Source organism: Streptomyces sp. NPDC004266, from assembly GCF_042874095.1.
Taxonomy (GTDB): Bacteria; Actinomycetota; Actinomycetes; order Streptomycetales; family Streptomycetaceae; genus Streptomyces.
Map to the genome: position 1 here is coordinate 398,226 of NZ_JBIAMM010000008.1, position 26,752 is coordinate 424,977.

General features: G+C 75.3%; 16 protein-coding genes. 1 reads left to right on the top strand and 15 read right to left on the bottom strand.

Annotated elements, in window-relative coordinates; translation table 11 throughout:
- Positions 1-40: 40 nt before the first annotated feature.
- Positions 41-1,000: an LLM class F420-dependent oxidoreductase gene (locus ACFYUZ_RS21800; RefSeq protein ID WP_389311623.1), complete on the top strand. Its 960-nt coding sequence runs from the start codon at positions 41-43 to the stop codon at positions 998-1,000.
- 39 nt (positions 1,001-1,039) lie between these two features.
- On the opposite strand, the gene ACFYUZ_RS21805 is transcribed toward ACFYUZ_RS21800, so the two are convergent.
- The 15 genes from ACFYUZ_RS21805 to ACFYUZ_RS21875 all read right to left on the bottom strand — a co-directional run.
- Positions 1,040-1,783, bottom strand: coding sequence for a 4'-phosphopantetheinyl transferase family protein (locus tag ACFYUZ_RS21805; RefSeq protein WP_389311625.1), 744 nt, complete (start codon positions 1,781-1,783; stop codon positions 1,040-1,042).
- 7 nt (positions 1,784-1,790) lie between these two features.
- Positions 1,791-3,083 (bottom strand): MFS transporter, encoded by a 1,293-nt coding sequence (locus ACFYUZ_RS21810; protein ID WP_389311627.1) that lies wholly within the window; start codon positions 3,081-3,083, stop codon positions 1,791-1,793.
- A gap of 69 nt (positions 3,084-3,152) precedes the next feature.
- Entirely contained in the window at positions 3,153-3,506 is a 354-nt protein-coding gene (locus tag ACFYUZ_RS21815) for a hypothetical protein (protein ID WP_389311629.1), read from the bottom strand.
- Positions 3,503-4,813: a glutamate synthase-related protein gene (locus ACFYUZ_RS21820; RefSeq protein ID WP_389311631.1), complete on the bottom strand. Its 1,311-nt coding sequence runs from the start codon at positions 4,811-4,813 to the stop codon at positions 3,503-3,505. The genes ACFYUZ_RS21815 and ACFYUZ_RS21820 overlap by 4 nt, the downstream gene beginning before the upstream one ends.
- On the bottom strand, positions 4,810-5,814 hold the full coding sequence (locus ACFYUZ_RS21825) for an asparagine synthetase A (protein ID WP_389311632.1): 1,005 nt from the start codon (positions 5,812-5,814) through the stop codon (positions 4,810-4,812). The genes ACFYUZ_RS21820 and ACFYUZ_RS21825 overlap by 4 nt, the downstream gene beginning before the upstream one ends.
- A 174-nt stretch (positions 5,815-5,988) precedes the next feature.
- Entirely contained in the window at positions 5,989-7,257 is a 1,269-nt protein-coding gene (locus ACFYUZ_RS21830) for a methylaspartate mutase (protein WP_389311679.1), read from the bottom strand.
- Between the two features lie 47 nt (positions 7,258-7,304).
- Positions 7,305-7,715 (bottom strand): cobalamin B12-binding domain-containing protein, encoded by a 411-nt coding sequence (locus ACFYUZ_RS21835; RefSeq protein WP_389311634.1) that lies wholly within the window; start codon positions 7,713-7,715, stop codon positions 7,305-7,307.
- Between the two features lie 163 nt (positions 7,716-7,878).
- The gene (locus ACFYUZ_RS21840) at positions 7,879-8,094 is read right to left on the bottom strand and encodes an MbtH family protein (RefSeq protein ID WP_389311636.1); all 216 of its coding nucleotides are present in this window, start codon (positions 8,092-8,094) and stop codon (positions 7,879-7,881) included.
- On the bottom strand, positions 8,091-15,227 hold the full coding sequence (locus ACFYUZ_RS21845; protein ID WP_389311638.1) for an amino acid adenylation domain-containing protein: 7,137 nt from the start codon (positions 15,225-15,227) through the stop codon (positions 8,091-8,093). Before ACFYUZ_RS21845 ends, ACFYUZ_RS21840 begins: the two co-directional genes overlap by 4 nt.
- A 173-nt stretch (positions 15,228-15,400) precedes the next feature.
- Entirely contained in the window at positions 15,401-16,618 is a 1,218-nt protein-coding gene (locus tag ACFYUZ_RS21850) for an MFS transporter (protein WP_389311640.1), read from the bottom strand.
- 160 nt (positions 16,619-16,778) lie between these two features.
- On the bottom strand, positions 16,779-22,289 hold the full coding sequence (locus ACFYUZ_RS21855) for a condensation domain-containing protein (protein ID WP_389311642.1): 5,511 nt from the start codon (positions 22,287-22,289) through the stop codon (positions 16,779-16,781).
- Positions 22,290-22,402: 113 nt separating this feature from the next.
- On the bottom strand, positions 22,403-24,280 hold the full coding sequence (locus tag ACFYUZ_RS21860; protein ID WP_389311644.1) for an amino acid adenylation domain-containing protein: 1,878 nt from the start codon (positions 24,278-24,280) through the stop codon (positions 22,403-22,405).
- Positions 24,281-24,288: 8 nt separating this feature from the next.
- Positions 24,289-25,323: a TauD/TfdA family dioxygenase gene (locus ACFYUZ_RS21865; protein WP_389311646.1), complete on the bottom strand. Its 1,035-nt coding sequence runs from the start codon at positions 25,321-25,323 to the stop codon at positions 24,289-24,291.
- A gap of 48 nt (positions 25,324-25,371) precedes the next feature.
- Complete coding sequence (locus ACFYUZ_RS21870; RefSeq protein WP_389311648.1) at positions 25,372-26,157, bottom strand: thioesterase II family protein; 786 nt, start codon at positions 26,155-26,157, stop codon at positions 25,372-25,374.
- Positions 26,157-26,752: phosphopantetheine-binding protein (locus tag ACFYUZ_RS21875; RefSeq protein ID WP_389311650.1), on the bottom strand; the 596-nt coding region annotated here is incomplete at its 5' end. The genes ACFYUZ_RS21875 and ACFYUZ_RS21870, both read right to left, overlap by 1 nt.

The following is a 26,752-nucleotide window of genomic DNA, read 5'->3' on the forward strand; positions in this document are numbered from 1 at the left end:
CCGCGGAGACCGGGGAACGCGCGCATCCACCGGAGGCGTCATGACCGAGTTCGGGTACTTCCTCTCCTGCGAGGAGTTCGGGCCCGCCGATCTGGTCGCCCAGGCCCGGATGGCACAGGACGCGGGCTTCCGGTCGCTGTGGATCTCCGACCACTTCCACCCCTGGAACGAGGCGCAGGGCCAGAGCCCCTTCGTGTGGTCCGTGATCGGGGCCCTGTCCCAGGCCGTGCGGCTTCCCGTCGAGACGGCCGTGACCTGTCCGACCGTACGTCTCCACCCCGCGCTGGTCGCGCAGGCCGCGGCCACCTCCCAGCTGTTGCTGGAGGGACGCTTCCGCCTCGGTCTCGGCAGCGGGGAGGCGCTCAACGAGCACGTCCTCGGCGACCCCTGGCCGTCCGCGGGCGTGCGCCTGGAGATGCTGGAAGAGGCGGTGGAGGTCATCCGGCTCCTCTTCACCGGCGAGACGGTCACCCACCGGGGCAGGTACTACACCGTCGAGAACGCCCGGATCTACAGCCTGCCCGACGCACCGCCGCCCCTCGACGTGTCCGCCTTCGGCCCCCGGGCCGTCGACCTCGCCTCGCAGATCGCCGACGGCCTCGTCACCACCGCCCCGGACGCGGACCTCGTCGCGCGGTTCCGGATCCGTGACCCCGCCCGGCCGGTGTACGCGGCGACGAAGGTGTGCTGGGCGGAGTCCCGCACCGAGGCGGTGCGTACGGCCCACCGGATCTGGCCGACCGAGCACCTGCCCGGCGAACTGAACCAGATCCTGCCGACCCCCGCCCACTTCGAGCAGGCCTCCACCCTGGTGACCGAGGAGACGGTCGCGGCGGCGGTGGCCTGCGGCCCCGACCCCGAGGAGCACGTCCGGCACCTCCGCCGCTTCGTGGACGCCGGCGTCGACCGGCTGCACATCGGCCAGATCGGCCCGGAACAGCGCGGCTTCTTCGACTTCTACCGCAGGGACGTGCTGCCCCTGCTCGACGGCGCGTCCTGAGGGGCACGGACAGGCCGGGACCGTCCGCCGGCGAGCTCGTCACCGGCGCAGGGCCACGGCGGCGTGGTGGCCGTCCGGGACCGTGACGTCGGCGAGGAGCCAGCCGGGCGGCGCGGACGGCACCGGTCCCGCGCCCACGTACTCGGCGGACGGATCGGCGCCCAGGCCGATGCCGAGCCCCTTCAGGTAGGCCTCCTTCCTGGTCCAGACGCGGGCGAACGCGGCGGGCCGGTGGGCGGGGGCGAGGACGGCGAGTTCCGCCGCCTCGGCGGGGTGGAGGACCTCCGAGGCCTCCGCCACGGTGTGCGCCGCCGGCACCCGCTCGATGTCCACGCCGACGGGGGTGGACGCGACGGCGATCAGGCTCAGCCCCTCGCAGTGGGAGAGCGAGAAGTGCGGGTGCCCGTCGGTCAGTACGGGGCGTCCGTGCGGCTCGCCGCAGCAGGGGCACGGCGCCCGCGCCACCGACACGGCGCGGGGCGCGACGCCCAGGTGGGCGCCGAGCAGGCGGCGCAGCCCGACGTGCGCGCACAGGTAGGTGGCGCGGTCGCCGGAGCGGCGGAACTCCTCGGCGCGGGCCAGTTCGCCGGCGTCCAGGACGAGGGGGGCGTACCGGGTGACGGTGTCCTGGTGGGCCTCGGTGGCCACCAGCCACAGCTGCGGCCGGACCGGACGGAGGCCGGGCAGCCGTGGCAGGGCCGTGGTCAGGGGCGGGAGCGTGGTCGGGATCAGCGGACCGGCCGGCGGGGCTGCCGGCGGCGGCGGGGAAACCAGCGGGATCATGTCTGCCTCACACGGAAGTGGCGGTGGGCTCCGGTGCGGTACGGGCACGGGCGTCGGCGCGCGGTGCGGCGGTGGACGCCCCGCCGCGCAGGGCGACGGCCGCGGCGACCGGGGAGAGGAGGGCGAGGCCCGCGCACAGCAGCCAGGTCCCGGTCACCCCGAGGTAGAGCGAGACGGGGCTGAACACGGCCAGAGACAGGGGTGCCGCGCCGATGCCGGAGAGCGCGAAGGTGGACATCGCGGCGCCCATCCGGCCCTCGGGGACGGCCTGTTGGTAGGCGGTGACCAGGGCCGGGCCGTTGAGGCCGGAGAGCAGGCCGACGGCTCCGGCCGTGCCGGCCAGGACGACCGGCGAGGGGACGAGGGCCATGGCGGCCATCCCGGCCGCGAGGCCGGCTCCCGTCACCACGAGCTTGGTGTGCGCCGGGATGCGGTGGGCGAGCGCCGCGCCCAGGGCGGCGGACGCCAGCGCGCCCGCGCCGAAGACGGACAGGACCATGGCGACGGCGCCGACCCCCCAGCCCTCGTCTGCGGCCCGCAGGGGCAGGGCGACCTCGGCCGGCCACAGGAAGGCCAGGTCCATGCAGAAGCAGGCGACGAACATCCACCGCAGCCGCGGGTGCGCGGCGAGGAGGCGGAAGCCGTCGCCGGAGCGGCGCAGCAGGGAGGGCCCCTGGGGGGCCCGCTCGGGCCGGGACATGCCGTGGGTGACGTGGGTGGCGCAGGCCAGCCAGACGGCGCAGCCGGCGGCCGCGGCCGTCATGGCCACGGGCAGTCCTCCGACGACGACCAGCCAGGCGCCGAGGGGCGAGCCGGCGATGGGGGCGAGCCTCAGCACCATGGAGAAGAGGGAGTTGGCCCGGCCGAGCTGGTCCTGCGGGGCGAGGCGGGGCAGCAGGACCCCGGAGGCGGGGCCCGTGAGACCGAGCAGGACGCCGTCGACGAGGGCGACGGCGATCAGCGGCCACAGGGACTCGGTGGTGGCGGTCACCAGTGTTCCGGCCGCGAGGACGAGGACGCGGACGCCGGTCGCGCGGAGCAGGACGGCGCGGGGCCCGAGCACGTCGGCGAGCGCTCCGCCGAAGAGGAGCAGCAGGGCGCGCGGCAGGGTGGCGGCGAGGGTGACGTACGTGACGGCTTCGCGGCCGCCGAGCTGGACCGCCGTCCAGCTCATGGCGATCAGGAGGGCGAAGCTGCCCGCCTGGACGGCGGCCTGGCCGATGACGAGACTGCTGACGCGACGCCAGTCGACGGTGGGCTCTCGGCCTGCCGGTGCGCTGGTCGTGGGGGTCGTTGCCATGGGGTCGGCTTTCTGTGGTCGAGGGACGGGGCCGGGACGGAGAGCGGGGCGCGGAGGCGACGGCCCCGCTCAGAGGGGCGGGCGGACGTGGATGCGGACGCCGTGGGCGTCGCCCCGGAGGCCGGCGGCGACGGCGAGGGCCACGGCGCGGTCGGCGGCCCGGCGCACGGCGCGCCGCCGACGCGTGCCGAGGGCGCTGGGCCGGGAGGTGGCCTGGGCGGGGGTCCGGGGCGTGCGCAGCTCGACGCGGCCGCCGAGGTAGCCGCGGCCGGCCTCGGCGAGGGCGCGCTGGGCCGTGTGCCGGGCCGTGGTGACGAGACCGGTCCCGTCGGGGGTGACCGTCACGCTGATGCCCGGGGCCTCCCTGACGGAGAAGCAGGCGTGGACGGCGCGGTCCCCGGCGCGCCGCCGGTGCGCGGTCACGGCGTCGCTCCCGCCGGGTCGGTGACGCCCGGGGGCGGTGCGTCGGCGGTGTGCCCGGCGTGGGAGGGGTGGCCGTCGGGCCACCACAGGTCCTCGGGGCCCAGGGCGGCGACGGTGTACTTGCCCAGGGCGCTGATGAGCAGCCGCAGTTCGAGGGCGATGCTGTCGACGAGGCGCTCCAGGCCGTGCTCGGGGTCCTCGTCGACGGCCACGAGGGCCGCGCGGCCGAGGCCGACGGCGGTGGCCCCCAGGGCCAGGGCGCGCACGGCGCGACCGCCCTCCCACATGCCGCCGGTGGCGAGCAGGCAGCCGTCGGGGCGGCCGATGCGGCGCAGGCATTCGGCGAGGGGCAGGCCGACGTGGTCGAGGAAGACGCCCGGGGCCCAGCCGGTGCCGCCTTCGGCGCCGTCGACGGTGACGGCGTCCGCCCCGGCGGACCAGGCGGTGCGGGCGGCGTGGGCGATGTCGCGGCCCGGGTGGAACTTCACCCAGGTGCGGGCCTTGGGGAAGTTGTTCCGCATGAAGCGCAGCTGCTGGCGGAGGATCTCGTCGGTGAACGTGCCGGGGGTGGCGCAGCGCAGCCGGCGCTCGCCGTCGGGGTCGAGGACATCGCTGACGGTGAAGCGGCGGGCGAGCAGCTCGGCCTCGGCGCGGTCGACGACCGTCATGCCGCCGAGGCCGGGTTTGGCGCCCTGGCCGGTCTTCAGCTCGAAGGCGAGCCGGCCGGTCTCCAGGAGGGGCCGGAAGGCGGGGTCGCTGTAGAGGAGGTTCCAGACCTCGGAGTCGGCGTCCTCGGTGGACTGCTGGACGACGACGCCGCCGACTCCGTCGGGCGCGGCGTCGAGGTAGGCCTCGACGCGGGCGAGGAGGGCGGAGCGGGTGGCGTCGCCGGCGCGGCGGTAGCCGTGCACGGGGATCATGTTCTCGCCGATGACCATGGGGATGCCGAGGCGGGCGGCCTGCCGGCCGGCGTGGACGGCGAGGTCGCCGCTGCCGGCGCGGGTGGAGCCGAAGGCGGACAGGTAGAGGGGCAGCCGGGTGGTGAAGCCGCCGACGCGGGAGCCGAGGTCGACGTCGGTGAACTCCGGTTCGCGGGCGAGGTCGACGAGCTTCTCCAGGCGCTGGGGCATGAAGACGGGCGGGACGATGCGCGCCCGGTCGAGGCCGTCGGCGGCGACGGACGCCGGGCCCGGTCCGTACAGCCGCGTGCCGTACGTGGCGGGGTCGGGGAAGACCTCGGCGGTGCCGTTGCGGGCGCGGGCGCGGATCTCCCGCTCGGGGAAGCCGGGGGCGCCGAGGGCGGTCACGGGGCCACCACCCCGGGGAGCTTCGGGTAGGCGCTGACCTGCCAGAGGGCGTCGAGGCCGGTGAGGAAGCGGACCAGTCGCTGGAGGCCCATGCCGAATCCGGCGCTGGCCGGCATGCCGTCGCGGGCCTCCTTGAGGTACCAGGCGTACTTGGCGGGGTTCTCCCCGCTCTCGCGCATGCGGGTGACGATGGTGGCGTAGTCGGCCTCGCGCTCGCTGCCGGAGACGAGCTCGCCGTATCCGTGCGGGGCGATGAGGTCGAAGTTGCGCAGGACGCCGGGGCGTTCGGGGTCCTCGCGGTCGTAGAAGCCGCGGGAGCCCTTGGGGTAGTCGTTGACGAAGAAGGGGCGGTCGCTCTCCAGGGAGAGGAGCCGTTCGCCGGCCCAGTCGATCTCGCCGTCGGGGTTCTGCGGGTGACCGGCGGCGAGGAGGCGGGCCACGGCGTCGTCGTGGGTGCAGACGTCGTACTTGCCGGCGCGGACGTCGGCGAAGTCGCCCTCCACCCGGCCGAGTTCACCGAGGATCTCGGGGACGGCGGTCCACACGTGCTCGGTGACGTGGGTGAGCAGGCCGGCGGCGATCTCCTGGGCGTCCTCGCGGCTCCCGTCGGCGATCTCCACGTCGATCTGGTGGAACTCGACGAGGTGGCGGCCGGTGGTGGCGGTCTCCTCGGGCTCGACGCGCACGTTGGGGGCGACGTAGAAGAGCCGGGGGAAGCCGCGGAGCGACGCCTGCTTGTAGAGGATGGCGCTGGTCATCAGCTTGTACGGGTGGCCGTAGTAGTCGACGTCGAGGGCCTTGGCGCCGCGGCCGCCGGGGTCGGTGACGGGGCCGACGAGCGGGGGCAGCAGCTCGGTGAAGCCCTCGCCGCGCAGGAACGCGCGGGCGGCGTGGAGGGCCTCCTGCTGGACGAGCATGGCGGCGCGCAGCCGGGGCGAGCGGAGGTGCTCGCCCAGCGGGGGCGGGGTGGCCGGTGTGCCGGCGGAGAGGGGCTGGTCCATGGCGGGGCTCCTGTCGGGGTGAGGCCCGTGTGGTCGGGCGGCAGGGGTGGTAGGTGCGTGTGGTGGGGCGGCAAGGGTGGCGGGCGTGGGCGGGCGGCGGCCGGTGCTGTCGGGTCGTGGCGGGGTGGGCGGGCGACGGGTGCCGTCGGGTCGTGAGCGGGGCGGGGACGTGGGTCAGACGGTGAGCGGGGTGGCCGGCGGGCGGTCGTGGTCGTCGCCGCCGTCGCGGTGCCGGGGGCTGTCGTAGCGGTCGGCGACGTGGTGGAGGGCGGCGAGCAGACCGGCCGAGGTGAGCGGGGCGGCGTCGGCGGCCGTGTCCGGGCGGATCGGCATGGCGCCGGTCCGGGCCCAGCGGAGCCGTCCCCCGGGGTCGACGAATCCCACGGAGCGGCCGGCGTTGTCGGGGTGGAGGCAGAACGGCACGTCGAGCAGGCCCCGTTCGAAGGCGGCCGGCAGCGCCCGGGAGAGGTCGGGGTGGAGGCCGAGGACGGCCTCGATCAGGGTGCGGGCCTCCTGGTACACCTCGCCGTCCCCTTCGCCCGTGGGGCCGGGGGCCGGGGGCCCGGCGAGCGCGGCGGCCGCGGCGGCGGTCTCCAGGGCGCGGACGTTCTCCTCGACGGTCGGGATGCGGTGGGCCTCCGCGGTGGTCTTGACGATGAGGCGGCCGGCTCCGGAGCGCACGGCGAGCCGGGCGGAGGCCTCCAGGAGACGGGTGGCGCCCTGCTCGGTGCGGGGGTAGACGCCCATGTAGGTGTAGAGGACGACGTGGTGGTCGACGTCGCCGGGAAGGAACTCGGCGGCGAGCCGGTGCAGGGCGCGCAGGGCCTCCTCGTCCTGCGCCGGGTCGGTCTGCTGGGCGTAGCTGAGGGAGACGCTGCGCAGTCCGAACCGGGCGAAGAACAGGCACTCCAGGACGCTCACGGCCACCAGCAGGCCCGGCGGGCAGAGCTGGCCGAGGAGGCAGCCGCCGAAGCTCTCCAGGTGGGGGACGGCGCCGGGCCGCGCCGCGGCGGCGAGGAGTTCGCAGGCGCGGGCCCAGGCGGTGACGGACTCCCGCAGGGGGGTGCGGCCGTAGGGCAGGCAGTAGGAGACGGGGCCGCCCTCGGTGGCGTCGAGGCCGGCCGCGGTGAGCGCCCGGACGATGGCCAGGGGGCGGGCGGAGCCGTGGCGGACCTGGACGGGGAAGTCGGCGTCGAACAGCCCGTCGAGGACGGTCCGGGTGGTGGCCGGGGAGTGCGCGGCGATCGGGTAGCCGTTGAGGCGGCTTCCGTCGGCCACGGCGGCGCGGGCGGCGGCGAGGTCGCCGACACGGGTGTAGCTGTCGACGGTCAGGGTGCCCGCGGTGTGGGCGGTGGCGGCCCTGGTCCGGGCGAGCCCGGCCCGCATGCGGCCGGGATCACCGAAGCCCATGCGGGGCTGGACGACGAGCCGGCCGGCGGTCATGGACGCCGCGACGAAGCTTCCGAAGCCGGGGAGGGGGCCGGGGGCGGTCAAGCCGGCACCTCCCTGCGGGCGCGCGCGGCGAGGAACTCGCGCAGGGCGTCCAGGTCTTCGCCGAGCACGGCGTCGCAACCGGCCTCGGTGAGCCGTGCCACGTCGTCTTCCTGGCGGTGCCCGGCGACGCCGAGCTTTCCTCCGAGCGCCACGGGAAGGCCGGCCAGGGCGGGGACCTCGCGCAGCCGGCGGACGGCGGCGAGTCCGTCGCGGTAGCCGTGTCCGTTGACGCTGCTGAGCACCACCGCGTCGGGCGCGTGCCGCAGACAGCCGGCGACCAGCAGCTCGGCGGGGGCGCAGGGACCGAGCCCGACGACCTCGTGGCCCTGTTCCTCGAGGAAGAGACGGAGGTACACGAGATTCCATGTGTGGGAATCCGATGCGGTTCCGCTCAGGAGTATCTTCATGTGTCGAGGATAGATTTCCGAGGATTCCGGAAGGGGAAGTACGACCGGCAGCAAGGACCGGCACTTTCGCTCGGAAATTCCCTTCCCTTTTCCGCCGTCGGGAACGGGGAAAGCGCCGTGCCCCGCATCGGCTGCGGGGCACGGCGCTTCGGCCGGGGGCGGGTCAGGCGTACTGGGCGACGAGGCTCCGGGGGCGGATGTCGGTCCAGTTGGCGGTGATGTACTCCAGGGCCCCGGCGCGGCCGCCGGCGCCCCAGACGCTGGTCCAGCCCGCCGGGACGTCCGCGAAGGCGGGCCACAGGGAGTGCTGTCCCTCGTCGTTCACGACGACGTGGAAGGTGCCCTCGGCGTTGTCGAACGGGTTGACGGACTCGCTCATGACTGGCTCCTCGTTTCTTCCTTCTGAAGCGCGGAGAGTTTCTCCGCGACTATTCTTCCGATGTTTTCGAGAGGTTCCGGTTCGGCCATTCGAAGGTGGTCGCATTCAAGGGTGTGATTGTCGATGACGCCCTCGGTGAAGGGAATCCAGGTGGCGGCGAGGGCGCCTTCGGGCTCCCCCGGCCGACGGGCGGTGAAGAACAGCGTGTCGGCGTCGGCGACGCCCGGCACGTGCCGGGCCATGAGGGCGGCGTGCGTCTCGGAGGCGCGGAGCACCGCCCGGAGCTCCGCGTCGGAGAAGCCGGCGAGGACGGGGTCCTCGCGGCGGACCTCCTCCAGCGCCGCGTCGAGGTCCCCGGCGTCCGCGGGCCGGGCCGGCGCCGTCCGCTCCTCGGGCGGGAGCACGGAGACGCTTCCGGGCCCGGTCTGGTGGACGTCCATCAGCGCGAGCAGTTCGACCCGTTCACCGGCCTCGCGGAGCCGTACGGCCATGGCGTGGGCGACGAGACCGCCGTACGACCAGCCGAGCAGCCGGTACGGGCCCCAGGGCTGGATCCGCCGGATCTGTTCCAGGTAGTCGTCGGCCATCGCCTCGACGCTGTCCGGCCGGTGGTCGGGCTCGCTCAGCGCGCGGGCCTGCAGGGCGTACAGCGGCTGGTCGTCGCCGAGATGGCGGGCGAGTCCGGCGTAGGCCCAGCCGACGCCGGTGCCGGGGTGGACGCAGAACAGCGGGCGGCGGGTGCCGCGGGTGCTGAGCGGGAGCAGGACGCCCAGGGCGGCGGCCGTGCCGTCGCCGTCGTCCTCCGGCAGGCCGAGGAGCCCGGCGGGGGTGGGCAGGCGGAACAGGTCGCGGACGGTGCGCTCGATGCCGAGGACGCCGCGGATCCGGTTGACCAGGCGGACGCCGAGCAGCGAATGGCCGCCCAGGGCGAAGAAGTTGTCGTCGATGCCGACCCGGGGCACGTCGAGGATCTCGGCGAACAGCGCGCACAGCACCTCCTCGCGGGCGTTGCGGGGCTGCCGGCCGCCCTCGGCGGCGGCGGGCCGGTGCGGTGCGGGGAGCGCCGTACGGTCGGGTTTGCCGTTGACGGTCAGCGGCAGGGCGTCGAGGACGACGACGGCGGACGGCACGAGGTGCTCGGGGAGCGCGGCGCGCGCCTCGGCGAGCAGTCCGGCCTCGGTGACCTGTGTGTCCGCGCGGGGGACGACGTAGCCGACGAGGCTCTTCTCGCCGGGCCGGTCCTCGCGGACCACGACGAGGGCCTGGCCGACCGAGGGGTGGGCGGCGAGGGCCCGCTCGACCTCTCCGGGTTCGATCCGCACGCCGCGCAGCTTGATCTGGCCGTCGGCCCTTCCGAGGAAGCGGAGTTCGCCCGCGGGGGTCCACAGCACGCGGTCGCCCGTGCGGTACATGCGGCTGCCGTCGCCCTCGAACGGGTCGGGGACGAACCGTTCGGCGGTCAGTCCGGCCCGGCCGACGTAGCCGCGGGCCACGTGCGAGCCGGCGATGTACAGCTCGCCGGGGACGCCCGGCGGGACGGGGCGCAGGGCGTCGTCGAGGACGTGGCTGCGGGTGTTGTCCATCGGCCGCCCCAGGTGGAGTCCGGCGCCCCGCAGGGTGCGTTCGCCGGTGCCGAACCACTGGTTGTGGGAGGCGAAGGTGGTCTCGGTGGGGCCGTAGGAGTGGACGAGGACGGTGTCCGGGCAGTGGGTGAGGACCTGCTGGACGGCGGCCGGGTTGGCGACGTCGCCGCCGGTCCACACCTCGCGCAGCAGCCGGAGGGTGTCCAGGCCCTCGTCGGCCATGACGTGGAAGAGGCCGACGGTGAAGTAGGCGGCGGTGACGCCGTGTTCGCGGACGGCGCGGGCGGTCTCGGCCAGGTCCGTGCCGTCGCCGCGGGTGAGGACGAGGCTGCCGCCGTTCAGGAGCGGCACCCAGATCTCGAAGACGGAGGCGTCGAATCCGGTCGCCGAGTGGACGAGCATCCGGGGCGCCCCGCCGGCGCGGACGTCACGGTCCCGGGCGAGCTCCACGACGTTGCGGTGGGTGACGCCGACGCCCTTCGGCCGGCCCGTCGACCCGGACGTGAACATCACGTACGCCAGGTCGTCCCCGGTGGCGCGGGGGTCCTCGCCGAGGGGCTCCCCGGCGGCACCGGGCGCGTCCACCACCAGCACCGTCGGGACGGCTCCGGCGGCGCCCCCGGCGTGGTCCGGGTCGGTCGCCACCGCGCGTACCCCTGCGTCCTCCAGCATCAGCCGGATCCTGGCCTCGGGAAGGCGCGGGTCCACCGGGAGGTAGGCGGCGCCGCACTTGAGGACCGCGAGGGCCGTCACCACCAGGGACACGCCCCGTTCGAGGAGGACGCCGACGGTGTCGCCGCGGCGCACGCCGGCGGTCCGGAGGCGGGCGGCCAGCGCGTCGGCGCGGGCGTCGAGCTCCCCGTAGCCGACGGTCTCCCCGTCGGTGATCAGCGCGGGCGCGTCGGGGGTGTGCGCGGCCCGGCGGCCGATCAGCCCGTGGATCGTCTCCGGCGCGCCGGGGGCCGCGGTGGCGGTGTCGTTGTATTCGTCGACCAGCCGGAACCGGTCGGCGGCGGTGAACAGGGCGACGTCCCCGATCCGTACGCCGGGATCGGCCGCGGCGGCCCGCAGGGTCTGCTCCAGGTGGGCGGCGAGCAGCGCGGCGGTGGGGGCGTCGAACAGGTCCGTGGCGTACTCCAGGCCGCCGGCCAGGCCGGCGGGCCGGCCTTCCGCGTCCCGCCGCTCGTCGAGGGCGAAGGTCAGGTCGAACTTGGTGGAGACGGTGTCGAGGAGCGCCGGTCCGCCCTCCTGGAAGAGGCTCCTGGCGGCGGCCGCGCCGGGGACGTCGCGGGTGTAGTCGTGGTGGAGCTGGACGACGATCTGGGCCAGCGGGTGGTGGGCGGTGGTGCGGACGGGGTTGAGGTGCTCCACGACCCGGTCGAAGGGGAGTTCCTGGTGCGCGTAGGCGGCGAGGTCGGTGCGCCGGACCCGTTCGAGGAGTTCGGCGAAGGTGGGGTCGCCGGAGGTGTCGGTGCGCAGCACCAGGGTGTTGACGAAGAAGCCGACCAGGTCGCCGAGCGTCTCGTCGTCGCGTCCGGCGGTCATGGTGGCGAGCGGCAGGTCGGTGCCCGCGCCGTGCCGGGTGAGGACGGCGGCCAGGGCCGCCTGGAGGACCATGAAGAGGGTGGCGCCGCCGCGCCGGGCGACGGCTTCGAGTGCCTGGTGGGTGGCGGCGTCGACGGTGACGGGGGCTCGTCCGCCGCGGTGGGTGGCTTCGGCGGGCCGGGGGCGGGCGGAGGGGAGTTCGAGCACGGCGGGGGCGCCGGCGAGGGTCTCCTCCCAGAAGCCGAGGTGGGCCTCGGCGGCCGGGCCGTCGAGGAGGTCGCGCTGCCAGAGGGTGTAGTCGGCGTACTGGACGGGCAGCGGCCGCCAGGTGGGGTCCTCGCCTTCGGCGCGGGCGCGGTAGGCGGTGGTGAGGTCGGCGAGGAGGGGGCCGGTGGACCAGCCGTCGGCGGCGATGTGGTGGACGAGCAGGACCAGGACCTGTCCGCCGCCGTCGTCGGGGGTGACGAGGGTGGCGCGCAGGGGCGTCTCCCCGTCGAGGTCGAAGACGTGTCCCGCGGCTTCGGCGACGGCGTCCGGGAGCCGGCCGGCGGGGACGGACCGGACGTCCAGAGGGGGCCGGACGCCGGTCAGGATCTCCTGGTGGGGTTCGCCGTCGACGCTGCGGTAGCGGGTGCGGAGCACCTCGTGGCGGTCGGAGAGGTCGGTGAGGGCCTCGGCGAGCGCGTCGGCGTCGAGGGGCCGTGCCGGCCGGAGGACGAGGGGGATGTTGTAGGAGGCGCTGGGGCCTTCGAGGGTGTCGATGAACCACAGCCTGCGCTGGGCGTACGACAGGGGGATGCGTTCCGGCCGGTCCGTGCGCGGCACGGGGCGGGGGCGGGCCGCCTCGGGCGTGCCGTCCGTCTCCGGGGCGGCGGACCGGGCGGCGATGCGGCGGGCGAGGGCGTCGGGGGTGGGGGCGAGCAGCAGGTCGCGGACCTGGACGTCGGCGCCGAGGCGGGCGCGGATCCGGTTGGCGAGGCGCACTCCGCTCATGGAGTGGCCGCCGATGGTGAAGAAGCCCTCGTGGGGGCCCACTCGGTCGAGGCCGAGGACCTCGGCGAAGAGTTCCCGCAGGGTGTCGGTGTACGGCGCGGGAGGCTCCGTGCCGATGGGCGCCGCCGCCTTCTCGGTGGTCTCGGCGGCGCGGGCGCGCCGTTCGTCCAGGGCGTGCCGGGTCGCGGGGTCGACGAGGCCGGTGTCCGGGACCGGGGCCCCGGGGCGCTCGGCGGCGGCGCGCAGGGCGCGCTCCAGGGCGGCGAGCAGGATGCGGGCGGTGTCCTCGTCGAGCACGTCGCGCGCGTACTCCAGGCCGAACCGCAGTCCGGCGGGGGCGCCGTCGGCGTCCCGGAGCTCCTCGAAGGCGGCCGTGAGGTCGAACTTGGTGGTGGCCGGTCCTTCGCCGGCGAAGCGGCCCTCGACGGCGCCGAGGCGGAAGGGCCCGGCGTCGGGACCCGTGGTCCGCAGGGTGAGCATCACCTGGAAGAGGGGGTGGACGCCGGGCGTGCGGGGCGGGTTGAGGTGCTCCACGAGGAGGTCGAAGGGCAGCCGCTGGTGGGCGAAGGCGGCGAGGTCGGTGTCGCGGACCCGGTGCAGGAGGTCGGTGAAGGCGGGGTCGCCGCTGGTGTCGGTGGGCAGGACCAGGGTGTTGACGAAGAAGCCGACCAGGTCGTCGAGGGCCTCGTCGTCGCGTCCGGCGACGGGGGTGCCGAGGACGGTGCGCTCCCCGGCGCCGGCGGCGCGCAGGGCGAGCGCGAGCGCGGACTGCAGCACCATGAGGAGGCTGGCGTCGTGCTCCTCGGCGAGGCGGGCGAGCCGTGCGTGGACGCCCGGTCCGGCGGTGGCGGTGACCAGGCCGCCGTCGTGGGCGCGGACGGCGGGGCGGGGCCGGTCGAGGGGCAGGTCGGTCACGGCGGGCAGGCCGTCCAGGGCGGCGCGCCCGTGGGCGAGGCCCCGGGCCGTGACGGAGTCGGGGTCGTCGGCGTCGCCGAGGAGGTCGTTCTGCCAGAGCGTGTAGTCGGCGTACTGGACGGGCAGCGGCTCCCGGTCGGGGGCGCGGCCCTCGGCGCGGGCGGCGTAGGCGTGGGCGAGGTCGGTCATCAGCGGTTCGAGGGACCAGCCGTCGCCGGCGACGTGGTGGAGCAGGACGGCCAGGGTGGCGCCGGGGCCCTCGTCCGGCAGGAACAGGGCGACGCGCAGGGGAAGTTCACGGGACAGGTCGAAGGTCTCCGCGGTGAACCGGGCGACCCGCTCGGCGCGCTCCCCCGCCGGGCACTCGACGGTGCGCAGCCGGACGGCGGTGGGGGCGAGGACGTGCTGGTACGGCTCGTCCTCGGGGGCGAGGAAGACGGTGCGCAGCACCTCGTGCCGTTCGGCGACGTCGGCCACGGCGGCGGCGAGCGCGGCCCGGTCGGGGGCCGTCTCCAGGTGGAGGACGATCGGCATGTTGTACGCGGCGGAGGGGCCGTCGAGCTGGCCGACCAGCCACAGCCGGCGCTGGGCGTGCGAGAGCGGGACCCGGTCCTCGACGGGGAGGGGCTCCTCGTCGACGACGGGCAGGCGCGGGTCCGCGGTGCGCAGCGCCTTGCGGTTGATCTTGCCCGAGCTGGTGCGGGGCAGGGCGACGACGATCGAGACGGCGGGCACGGCGGCCGCCGGCATGCGCGCGCGCACCCAGTCGCGCAGCTCCTCCGCCTCCACGCCGCCCTCGGTCACCACGAACGCGACGAGGCGCTTGACGCCGTCGCCGTCCTGCTGGGCGACGACGGCGGCCTCCCGGACCTTCGGGTGGCCGGCGAGGACGGAGTCGACGGCGGCGGGGTCGATGCGCTGGCCGCCGATCTTCACCTCGTCGTCGAGGCGGCCGTGGTAGAGGATCTGCCGGTCCTCGCCGATGGTGACGAGGTCACCGGTGCGGTAGGCGCGCTCGCCGTCGAGCGCGGTGAAGCGGCGCGCGTTCAGTTCGGGCCGGTGGAGGTAGCCGCGGGTCAGGCCGCCGCCGAGCAGCCACAGTTCGCCGTCGACGACGGCGGCGCGGACTCCGGGCAGCGGCCGGCCGATCGGGACGGGCCCGGCGTCGTGCCGGCTGAGGTCGGCGACGGTGGCCACGACGGTGGTCTCCGTGGGGCCGTAGCCGTTGAGGAGGCGGACCCGGTCGCCGACGAGGCCGCGCCACTGGGCGACGCGCTCGGGCAGGGCGGCCTCGCCGTAGATCATGACCGTGCGCAGGCGGTCGGGGAGACGGACGGAGCCGGTGGTGAGGACGTAGACGAGCTCGTGCCAGTAGGCGGCGGGCAGGTCGAGGTAGGTGACGCCGTGCCGGGCGCAGCCCGCGAGGAGTTCGGCGACGTCCAGCATGTCGTCGGTGCGCAGCACGAGGGTGCCGCCGGCGCCGAGGGTCGTGAAGATCTCCTGGATGCTGGCGTCGAAGTGGAGCGGGCTGAACTGGAGGACCGCGTCGTCGGGGCCGATGCCGTAGGCCGGGGTGGCGCCCGCGATGAAGTGGGCCAGCGAGTCGTGGGCGACGACCACGCCGTTGGGGGTGCCGGTCGATCCGGAGGTGTAGATGACGTAGGCCGCGCCCTCTCCGGCGCCGGGGCCGCCGAGGACGAGCTCGCCGTGCCGGGCGACGTCCGCGGGGGCCGGTGCCAGGTCGCCGCAGGCGTCCTTGAGGATCGCCTCGTTGCGGGCGTCGGGGGCCTGGACGTCGAGGGGCAGATAGGCGGCGCCGGTGGTGAGGACGGCGAGGAGCCCGACGATCGCGTCGATGCCGCGGGGCCGGTGCAGGGCGACGAGCCGGCCCGGTCCCGCGCCCCGCGCGGTGAGCTCCCGGGCCCGGTCCGCCACGGCGGCGGCGAGCTCGGCGTAGGTCAGGCGGGCGTCGGCGTGGACCAGGGCGGTGGCGTCGGGGCGGGTACGCGACTGGTGGGCGATCAGGTCGAGCACGGGCGGCGCGGGGGCGGGAGAGGGTCCGCCGTCGAGCAGGTCTTCCGTTCTGCTGGGGGGCATGCTGAGTTCCTCCGGTAAGGGGCCGAGAGACCGGGGCGAACGGTTCCTCTCGCCTCCGTGCCTCTCACGCTAGGTCCCGGGCGCCGCCGTCCTGGGCAGTCGGCCCGGCAGCTCGGATCGGCAGAAGTCCCCTGCCGGGAGCTGCCGGTGGCGGGCCGGCTCCCCCTGGTCGGCTACGAGGCCCGGGGCCACCAGAACCTTCCCGCCCGGTGGGCCCAGACGACCGGCACCGTCAGGACAGCCGCCATACCGCCCAGCACCATGACCGTCGGGGGAGAGGAGTGGTCGAGGACGGCCCCTCCGGCCAGGGCCCCGATGGAGATGGTGGCCTGGAAGGAGGCGGTGAAGAGGACGGAAGACGCCTCAGGGGCGTCGGGCGAGGCCTTGGCGAACCAGGTCTGCGAACAGGCCGGCACGGCTCCGTAGGCGACGCCCCAGACGATCAGCAGTGCCACTGCCCCCGGGTTCCACCGCCCGAGGACCGGAAGGAGCAGGGTCGCACCGCCGATCACCGCGGCGGCCGCGGCGGAGGTGGCCCGCGGATAGCGCCCTACGGCTGATCCACCGAGAAAGTTGCCGACGATCCCGGCTGCTCCGTAGAGCAGCAGACAGACCGTGACGAGCCCCGGACCCGCATGGGTCACCTGCTCCAGGAAGGGGGTGACGTACGTGTACGTACCGAAGTGAGCGAGCACGACGAGGAAGGTCATCGCCAGGGCGAAGCGGGTGTGGGCGCTCCGGAGCATGCCGCCGAGGACGTCGAGGCGCGTCGCCCGGTCGGAGGGGAGCGGCGGGACGACCAGGATCAGCAGGGCGAGGACGGCCAGCGTGAAGCCTCCCATGACCAGGAACGCCGTCCGCCAGCCGGCGATGTCGCCGATGAACGTGCCCAGCGGTACCCCGAGCACGGAGCCGAGCGGCACCCCCGAGAAGATCACCGAGGTCGCCCGGCCCACGGATCCCGCAGGCACCAGCCGGCCGGCGAGCCCGGCTCCGATGGACCAGAAGCCGCCGATGGTGACCCCCACCAAGACGCGGGAGACCAGGACCAGCCAATAGCTCGACGCGACGGCCGCCAGGAAATTGGCCAGCGCCAGCAAGAGGATGAACGCACCCAGCATGACCCGCCGGTCGATACGCCCCGTGGCCACCGTGACCAAGGGTGCCGAAACCGCGGCCAGGAATCCGGGCATGGTCATCATGAGACCGGCCATTCCGTCCGAGACGGTGAAACTCGATCCGATCGACGTCAGCAGGCCGATCGGCAGGATCTCGGTCGTGACGATCGAGAAGATCCCCAGCGTCACCGAGATCACGGCCAGCCAGGAGACGAAGGCCGAGCGATCCGGCGGTGCGGGAGCTTGGACAGAAGTGGTGGTTGCTGTGGACATGAGCCCCGTCCTGAATCGGCCGTCACATGCAGAGTGGGGCCATCAGTCCAGCAGGAACGGACTCCGCCGTCCGGCAGGTTCCCGACACCAACGACCGGCTCCCCGACCAGCGCGGGTGGCCTCGGACTGCGGATCCGCGCTGGTCGGTGTTCCCCGGACCTCAGCGGGGTCGGCGGGCTCCCGCTGCCGTGCGGCGGCGCAGGGTCGGGGCCGTGGGCGCCGCCCGGCCGGCGGGAGTGGGCGCGGCGGCCAGACGGCCGGCCAGGGCCGCCGCCGTCGGGTTGCGGAAGACGTCCCGCAGGGTGAGGTCCTGGCCGAACTCGGCACGGATCCGGTTGAGCAGCCTCACCGCGAGCAGGGAGTGTCCGCCCGACTTGAAGAAGTTGTCGTCCCGGCCGATGGGACGGCCGCCGAGGACGTCCCGGAAGATCCCGAGGAGACGTTCCTCCCTGGCGTCCGGGCCCGCCGCCGGGCCCGGCGTCTCGGGGAGGACGTCGGCGTGGGCGCCGGGTGCGGGCAGCCGGGGCACGACGACGACGCGGTCGGGCGCGAGGTACTCGGGCAGCCGCTCGGCGGCCCAGCGGCGCAGTGTCGCCTCGTCGGCGCCGCCGGGGAGGCGGGTGACGTAGGCGTACAGCCGGTCGTCGCGGACGGCGACGGCCGCCCCGGTCACGTGGGGGTGGCGGCCGAGCACCTCCTCGACGTGGCCGGGCTCCACCGGGTAGCCGCCGGCGGTGAGGGCGGCCACGGGCCGCAGGCTCCCGTCGGCACGGGCGTAGGCCCTGCGGCCGGTGGCGCGCAGACCGCCGCCGGGGGTCCGCTCGTGGACCTCGCCGGGCACCCGTGCGGGCGCGGGCAGTCCCCGCTCGTCCAGGACGGTTTCGCGGCCTGCCGGGGCCGGGGGGCCGTACGGCGTCGCGGAGAGCGCGGTGCCGTGGTCGGCGGCGAGCGCGTCGAGGGTCTCGGCGAGGCGGCGGCCCAGCAGGGCGGCGGTGTCCGCGTCGTAGAGGGCGGTGGCGTACTCCAGGGCGCCCCGCAGGCCGGCCGGCCGGCCGTCCGCGTCGACGAGTTCGGTGAGCGCGAAGGTGAGGTCGGACTTGGCGCCGACCGCGCTGAACGCGACCGGTTCGCCGTCGAGGACGGACGGGGCCCCGGTGCCGGTGGCCGCCGCGTGCACCTGGAGCATCACCTGGACGAGGGGGGCGTGGGCGGCGGAGCGGTGCGGGCTGAGGTGTTCGACGAGGCGGTCGAAGGGGAGGTCCTGGTGGCTGTAGGCGGCGAGTCCGGTCTCGCGGACCCTGCGCACCAGTTCGGTGAAGTCGGGGTCGCCGGAGGTGTCGGTGCGCAGCACCAGGGTGTTGACGAAGAAGCCGACGAGCGGGTGCAGGGCGTCGTCCGCGCGGCCGGCGACGGTGGTGCCGATCGCGATGTCGGTGCCCGCGCCGTGCCGGGTGAGGAGGGCGGCGAGGGCGGCCTGCACGACCATGAAGAGGGTGGCGCCGTTGCCCCGGGCGCAGCGCAGCAGGGCCCGGTGGGTGGCGGCCCCGACCTCGAAGGGGGTCAGGGCGCCGGCTCCGTCGCTCTCGGCGGGGCGCGGCCGGTCGGTGGGCAGGGCGAGGAGCGGCGGCAGTCCGTCGAGGGCCTCGCGCCAGTGGGCGAGTTGTTCGCCGGCGACGCCGTGTTCGCCGTCGAGGAGGTCGTGCTGCCAGAGGGTGTAGTCGGTGTACTGGACGGGCAGCGGCTCCCAGTCGGGGGCGCGGCCCTCGGCGCGGGCCCGGTAGGCGGTGTCCAGGTCGGCGAGCAGGCAGTTCGTCGACCAGCCGTCGCCGGCGATGTGGTGGACGAGGAGCACCACGGTCTGGCCGCCGTCGCCGTCCGTCACCAGCGTGGCCCGGAAGGGGATCTCGGCGGCGAGGTCGAAGACGTGTCCGGCGGCGGCGTCGACGGCCGCGCGCACGGCGCGGGGGTCGTCGGCCCCGACCTCCTGGAGTACGGGTGCCACACCGGTCAGCACCTGCTGGTACGGCTCGCCGTCCGCCGTCCGGTACACGGTGCGCAGCACCTCGTGCCGGTCGGCGACGTCCGCCAGGGCGGCGGACAGGACGGCCGGTTCGACGGGGCGGTGCAGCCGGGTCACCACGGGGATGTTGTACGTGGCGCCGGGGCCTTCGAGCCGGCCCAGGAACCAGAGGCGGAGCTGGGCGGCGGACAGGGGGACGCGTGCGGGGCGCAGCGCGTCCGGGACGGCCCGCAGCGGGGGGCGGGCGGGTCCGTCGCCCTGTTCGCCGAGGCGGCGGAGGAGCTGCCGGGGGGTGGGGGCGAGGAAGACGTCGCGGATGGCGGCCTGGAGGCCGAGGGCTCCGCGGACGCGGTTGGTGAGCTTGCCGGCGAGCAGGGAGTGCCCGCCGAGCTTGAAGAAGTTGTCGTCGGGCAGCACCTCGTCCCGGTCGAGGACTTCGGCGAAGAGGCCGCGGAGGATCTCCTCGCGGGGGTCCGTCGCGGTGTGGGTCCCCGTCCCCCGGCCGTCCCGGGAGGTGGTGCGCCCGTTCTCGGCGGGAGCGGGGGCGAGGGTGCGCGCGAGCTCGTCGTGCCGGCGGTCGAGGCCCCGGCGCTCTTCGGCGGTGAGCAGGTGGACCTCGCTCAGCGGCGTGTCGTCGGCCCGCTCGGCGAAGGCCGTGAGGGCGCGCTGGAACAGCGCCAGGAGGATCCGCGCGGTGTCCTCGTCGTACAGGTCCGTCGCGTACTGCAGTCCGAGGAGCACTCCCCCGGGTTCGCCGTCGGTGTCGTGGGTCTCCACGCAGTGGAAGGCGAGGTCGAACTTGGCTCCGGCGAGGTCGGCGCCGTCCGTCACGCCGGTGATGCCGCCGAGGCGGACGGTCGTGTCCCGCGTGGTCTGCGCGCTGACCATCACCTGGAAGAAGGGGTGCCTGCCGAGGGACCGTTCGGGGTTGAGGTCCTCGACCAGGAGGTCGAAGGGCAGGTCGTCGTGGGCGAAGGCCGCCAGGTCCCCGTCCCGGACGCGCCGCACGAGTTCGGCGAGGGTGGGGTCCCCGGACAGGTCGGTGCGCAGGGCCAGGGTGTTCACGAAGAAGCCGACGAGGTCGTGCAGGTCCTCCTCGGGGCGGCCGGCCACCGCCGTGCCGACGACCAGGTCGTCGCCCGCGCCCGCCGCCCGCAGGGCGAGGGCCAGGGCGGCCCGGACGACCATGAAGAACGTGACCCGGCGGCTGCGGGTGACACCGGCGAGCGCCTTGTGGGCGAGGGCGTCCAGCTCGGCCGTCACGACCGCTCCCCGGTGGCTGGGCTCGGTGGGCCGGGGCCGGTCGGCGGGCAGCCGCGTCTCGGCCGGGATCCCGTCCAGGGCCTTGCGCCAGTATGCCGACTGGCCTTCCCGGACGCCGTGTTCGCCGTCGAGGAGCTCGCGCTGCCAGAGGGTGTAGTCGGTGTACTGGACGGGCAGCGGCTCCCAGTCGGGGGCGCGGCCCTCGGCGCGGGCCCGGTAGGCGGCGTCCAGGTCGGCGAGCAGGGCGCCCACGGACCAGCCGTCCGTCGCGATGTGGTGGACCGAGAGGACGAGTACCGCCGTACCGTCCGCGACCGTGAACATCTTTGCCCGGATGGGCAGTTCGCGCGTCACGTCCAGCGGGATCCCGGCGAATCCGGTCGCCCGTGCCCGCGCGTCCCGCGGCGCGGCGCACTCCTCGACCTCGACCCGTATCTCCGGGGCGTCCAGGATCAGCTGGTACGGCTCTCCGTCCCGTACCGGGTAGATCGTCCGCAGCACCTCGTGACGGCGCATCACGTCCCGTACGGCCGCCTCCAGGACGGTCGTCTCGGGCTGGGCGTCCAGGGTGAGCACCATGGGCGCGTTGTACGCCGAGGAGGGGCCCTCCAGCCGGCCCAGGAACCACAGCCGGCGCTGGGCGTACGACAGGGGGAGCGGGTCGGGGCGCCGTCCGTCCGGCACCGGCCGCAGGGCCGGACGGCGGGGTCCGTCGCCGCGCGCGCCGAGGCGGCGGAGGAGTTGCCGGGGGGTGGGGGCGAGGAAGACGTCGCGGATGGCGGCCTGGAGGCCGAGGGCTCCGCGGATGCGGTTGGTGAGCTTGCCGGCGAGCAGGGAGTGCCCGCCGAGCTTGAAGAAGTTGTCACCGGGGCGCACGTCGTCCCGGTCGAGGATCTCGGCGAACAGGCCGTTCAGGATCTCCTCGCGGGGGTCGCCGACGGAGCGGGACCCGGCCCGCCCGCTCCCGGGCGCCTCCTGCCGGGGGGCGGTGCGGGTGCGTGCCGCCTCGGAGAGGGCCCGGTGCCGGCGGTCCAGGGCGGTGCGCTCGCCGTCCGTGAGGAGCTCGATCCGGCTGAGGGGGGTGCCGTCCCGCTCTTCGGCGAAGGCCGTCAGCGCGCGGCGGAACAGGTCGAGCAGGAGCCGCGCGGTGTCCTCGTCGTACAGGTCCTTCGCGTACTGCAGCCCGAGGAGCACCCCGCCCGGTTCGCCCCGGGCGTCGAGCGTCTCCTGGCAGTGGAAGCTCAGGTCGAACTTGGCGGTGGCCAGGTCCGCGTCGTCGAGGACGGCGGGGACGGTCCCGAGCCGGACGGTCTCGTCCCCCTGCCGGGTCTGCGCGCTCAGCATGACCTGGAAGAACGGGTGGCGGCCGAGGGAGCGTTCGGGGTTGAGGTCCTCGACGAGGAGGTCGAAGGGCAGGTCCTCGTGCGCGAACGCGATCAGGTCCGCCTCGCGGACGCGGTCCACGAGCGCGCCGAGGGCGGGGTCCCCCGAGAGGTCGGTGCGCAGGGCCAGGGTGTTCACGAAGAAGCCGACGAGGTCGTGCAGGTCCTCCTCGGGGCGGCCCGCCACCGGTGTGCCGACGACCACGTCGTCGCCCGCGCCCGCCGCCCGCAGGGCGAGGGCCAGGGCGGCCCGGGCCACCAGGAAGAACGTGCCGCGCCGGGAGCGCGCGAGGGAGGCGAGGGCCCGGTGGACGCCGGCGTCCAGCTCCGCCGAGACCACCGCTCCCCGGTGGCTGGGCTCCGTGGGCCGGGGCCGGTCGGCGGGCAGCCGCGTCTCGGCCGGGATCCCGTCCAGGGCCTTGCGCCAGTGGGCGAGCTGCTCGTGCGCGGTGCTGTCGGGGTCCTCGGGGTCACCCAGCATGTCCCGCTGCCACAGGGCGTAGTCCGCGTACTGGACGGGCAGCGGCTCCCGGTCGGGGGCGCGGCCCTCGACGCGGGCGCGGTAGGCGGCGTCGAGGTCGGCGAGCAGGCAGCCCACCGACCAGCCGTCCGTCGCGATGTGGTGCACGAGGAGCACCAGGACGGCCGTCCCGTCGTCGGCCTTGAAAAGCCTGACCCGGAGCGGCAGTTCGCGCGTCACGTCCAGGGGGAGCCGGGCGAACGCCGTCGTGCGGGCCGTCACGTCCTCGCCCGCCCCGCACTCCTCCACCTCGAAGCGCACGTCGGCGTCGTCGAGGATCTTCTGGTACGGCTCCTCGTCCAGGGCCGGGTACACGGTCCGGAGCACCTCGTGACGCTCCACCACGTCCCGTACGGCCGCCCGGAGCGCGGCCGGGTCGGGCATCGATCCCAGCCGGAGCACCACCGGCGCGTTGTAGGCCGAGGAGGAACCCTCCAGCCGGTTCAGGAACCACAGGCGGCGCTGGGCGTAGGACAGGGGGATCACGGTTGCTGCTCCTCGTGAGTGGCGGGGGCGGGCGGGTGGACCGGCGACGGGCGCCTCGGCGGCGGGACGGGCCGCGGTGCCGACGGGGACCGCGGTGCGGGGACGGACCGCGGTCAGGCATCCCGTGCGGCCAGCAGCTCCTCGATGTGGGCGGCGAGGTCGCGCAGCCTCGGGTGGGTGTACACGGCCTTGACGGGGAGCGCCACGGACAGCTCGATCCGCACGCGGGAGACCAGCTTGATGGCGAGCAGGGAGTGGCCGCCGAGCTTGAAGAAGTTGTCGTCCGGGCCGATGGACGCGGCGCCGAGGACCTGCGTCCACACGCGGGCGATCAGCTCCTCCGCGCGGCCGTTCAGACCGTCGGCGGCCCCGGGGCCGGCGGCCTCGGCGCCCGTCTCCGCCGGGGCTTCGAGGCGGGCGGGCAGGGCGGACCGGTCGAGCTTGCCGCTGGGCGTCGTGGCGAAGCGGTCCACCGCGACGAACGCGCTCGGCACCATGTAGGAGGGCAGGCCCTCCGCGAGCGCGGCACGCAGGGCGGTGGCGTCCCCGCCTCGGTGGTAGGCGATCAGGCAGGCGGTGCCGCCGGCGTCCTCGCCGAGGATCACGGCCGCCTCGGCGACACCGTCGGCCCGGGTGAGGGCGGCCTCGACCTCCGGGAGCTCGATGCGGTGTCCGCGCAGCTTGACCTGGCCGTCGGCGCGGCCGAGGTAGACGAGCCGGCCGTCCGGCAGCAGCCGGCAGCGGTCGCCGGTGCGGTACATGCGCCCGCCGGGGGCGTCGGCGTCCTCGGCGAGGTCGGCGACGAACCGCTCCGCCGTCAGTCCGGGCCGGCGCCGGTAGCCACGGCCCACGCGCGGGCCCGCGAGATACAGCTCGCCGGACTCCCCCGGCCCGACCGGGACGAGCTTCTCGTCGAGCAGGCGCATCCGGAGCCCCGGCAGGACGGCGCCGATGTGCGGCTCCCCCGGCCCGTCGATCCAGCCGGCGGTGGAGTCGACGGTGCACTCGGTCGGCCCGTACACGTTGAGCGCGCGCAGCAGTCCGGAGCGGTGGGCGGCGACCAGCCTGTCCCACAGCGCCGGGCTGATCGCCTCGCCGCCGACGAGGAGGGTCAGGGGACGCGGGCCGCCGTCCCCGGTGAGCAGGTCGAGGAGGGGGTCGGCGTGCGAGGGGGTGATGTCCAGGTCGGTGAGGGCCTGCTCGTCGACGAAGGCGGCGAGCAGGGCCGGGTCGCGGCGGGTCTCCTCGTCGATCATGACGAGGGTGTCGCCCCGGCAGAGCCGCGTCCACTGCTGCACGGAGGCGTCGAACGACGGGGAGGCGTTCCAGCCGACCCTGCCCCCCTCGCCGGTGGCGGCGCCCGCCGCCTCCAGCTCCTTCAGCAGCAGGGAGGCGGCGCCGCGGCCGATCTCCACGCCCTTCGGGCGGCCGGTGGAGCCGGAGGTGTAGATGACGTAGGCCAGGGTGTCCGCGGTGACGGGGACCGGCGCGTACGGGTCCGGGGCAAGGCCGTCGCCGGGGGCGGCCGTCAGCTCGGCGGCCGTCACGGCGCGGGGGCCGGGCGCCGGGGAGCCGTCCGTGCCGTCCACGACCACCAGGTCGGCGCCGGAGTCCTCGACGAGGTAGCGGCGGCGGTCGGCGGGCAGCGCCGGGTCGACCGGCAGGTAGGCGGCGCCGGCGGTGAGCGTGCCGATGATCGCGGTCACCAGGGCGGCGCCCCGGGGCAGGCAGAGCGCCACGACGCTCTCCGGGCCGATGCCGAGCGCGGCGAGCCGGGCGGCGGTCACGGCGGCCTCGGCGCGCAGCTCGTCGAAGGTGAGGCGGTCGTCGCCGGCGACGACGGCGGTGCGCCCGCCGGGAGCGGTGGCGAGCCTGGCGAGGAGGTCGGCCGCGCCGGTACCGGCGGCGGCGCAGGTGCCGCAGGCGCAGGGCCCCGTGACGGCCGGGACGTGAGTGACGGTGGCGGGGCGCTCGGGGAGGACGGCGGTCATGGCGGGGCTCACCTTCCGTACAGGGTGGTGGAGGGGGCGGTGGTCGGGGAGCAGTCGGACAGCCGTACCGGCTCCCCCATGGCGACGACGATCTTCCGGTCTCCGGTGTAGGACTCCCGGCCGTGCGCGCAGAGGATGTTGTCGACGAGCATCAGGTCGCCGGTCTGCCAGCTCTCCCGCACCGTGACCGCCTGGTAGACGTCGTTGATGGCGTCCACCTCGGCGTCGGTGAGGGCGGTGCCGTCGCCCAGGCGGGTGTCGAAGGGCAGACCGTCCTCGCCGAACGTCTCGGTGAGGACCTCGCGGACGTCCTCGTCGAGGCTGCGGGCGTTCCAGAACGCGAAGTGGTTGAACCAGGAGCGCTCACCGGTCACGGGGTGCGTGATGATCGCGGAGCGCCGCTGGCGGGTGCGCAGCGTGTCCTCGTCGAGCCACTCGTATCCGATCGCGTGGGCGTCGCAGTACTCCTCCGCGCCCGCGGGCGCGTCCGACGAGAACGCCTTGCGCCACGGCATGCCCGCCAGGTCGGAGTAGTTGCGGACCAGCAGCCAGCCGGCCTCGGCGAACCGGTCGACCAGGTCCTCCGGCAGCATCGCGAGGGCCTTGCGCATGTCGCCGACGGTGGTCGCGCCGCCGGTCTCGGGGGCGGTGACGCAGCCGAAGAGCAGCACGCCGGGGAAGTCCAGGGTGTAGCTGTTCTCGTTGTGCAGGCGGATCGCCTGGGCGGCCGGGAGGTCGGTGGAGGAGAAGACCCCTTCGCCGAAGTCGCTGCGGGGGGTCGCCTTCTCCTTGTAGCCGGCGCGCTGGGCGATCAGGGCGTCCCGCGCCTCGGCGAACGTCTCCGTGTCCGTCACCGGAAGTCCGCGCAGCATGACCGCGCCGGAGCGGTGCAGCTCGGCCTGGATGGCGGGGAGCTGGGCGGAGAGCCAGGCGGTGGCCTCGGCCATGGTGCCGAAGGCGGGGGTGTGGACGAGGGCCGGCTTGCCGGGCTCCCGGACGACGGTGATGCCGGTGGCGGCCGGGCTCTGGGCGTACGTGGTCATGGTGGTCTCCTCGTAAGGCCTGAGGCGGGAAGGGAAGTTGACGGCCGATCAGGCGTTGCTGGGGGCGGAGGCGTGCAGGGTCTCCAGGACCGGGTTCAGGCGGGCGAAGAAGCCGGGCAGGTCCTGCTGGAAGTAGAAGTGGTCGCCGGTCAGCACCTGGGGCACCACCTGGTGGCCGGCCACCAGGGCCCAGCCGTCGAGCATGTCGACCGGGACGATCGGGTCGGCGTCCCCGCCGAACACCGCCACCGGGCAGTCGAGCCGTACGGCCGGGGCGGTGCACCGGTAGGCGTCGTCGATGGCGAAGTCCGCGCGGATGGACGGCAGGACGATCTCGCGGAGCTCCTCGTCGTCGAGGATGCCGTCGTCGGTGCCGCCGCGCTCCTTGATGGCCGCGACCAGCTCGTCGTCGTCGAGCCGCTCCGGGTGCACCGGGCACTGGTTGGGCAGCACCGGCGCCCGGCAGGCGGAGGCGATCAGGCCCTGCGGGGTGCGGCCGACGGCCTGCAGGGCCCGGGTCACCTCGAAGGCGACCAGGGAGCCCATGCTGTGCCCGAGCACCACCAGGTCACCGGTGTCCGCGGGGAGCGCGTCGACCACGGGCAGCGCCAGGTCGTCGACGGACTCGGGCAGGTCCTCGCTGAAGCGGGCGCCGCGCCCCGGGTACTGGCCGATGAGCAGCCGCACGTCGGCCGGGAGGTGCTCACGCCAGACGCTGTACGCGTGCGCGTTGCCTCCGGCGTGCGGGAGCACGAGCAGCGACAGGCGGTGCGGCAGGTCGCCCGGCAGGTCCCAGACGACGTCCTCGGGGGCGGGGGTCGGGGAGGTGTTCATCAGCTGATCCGTTCTGTCGCGGTGGCGGTCTGGGCGGCGGTCTCGGTCGTGACCGCCTCGGTGCGGGCGCGGCGCCGGAGGGCGGGACGGGCCTTCCTCGCCGGCGCGGCCTTCAGGGATTCGATGTGCTCGGCGAGCCGGGCCGGGGTGGGGTGCTGGAAGACGTCGCGGATGGTGAGCCGGACGTCGAGGGCCCCGGCGATGTGGTTGGTGAGGCGGGCTCCCAGGAGGGAGTGGCCGCCGTGGTGGAAGAAGTCGTCGTCGACGGTGAGGTCGGCGGTGGTGTCGAGGGTGCGGGTGAAGAGGGCGAGCAGGGTCTCCTCCAGCGGGGTGCGCGGGGCGCGGCCGGTGGAGGCGACGGGGGCGGGCTCGGGCAGGGCGCGCTTGTCGACCTTTCCGTTGGGGGTCAGGGGCAGACGGTCGAGGATCACGAGGTGGGCGGGGACGAGGTGCTCGGGCAGCCGGCCGGCGACGTGCCGGCGGATCTCGTCGGAGTCCGGCCGGCCGTCGGCGACGACGTACGCGGCGAGCTGTTCGTGGTGGACGGTGACGACGGCCTGGGTGACGGCCGGATGGGTCAGGAGCGCGGCCTCGG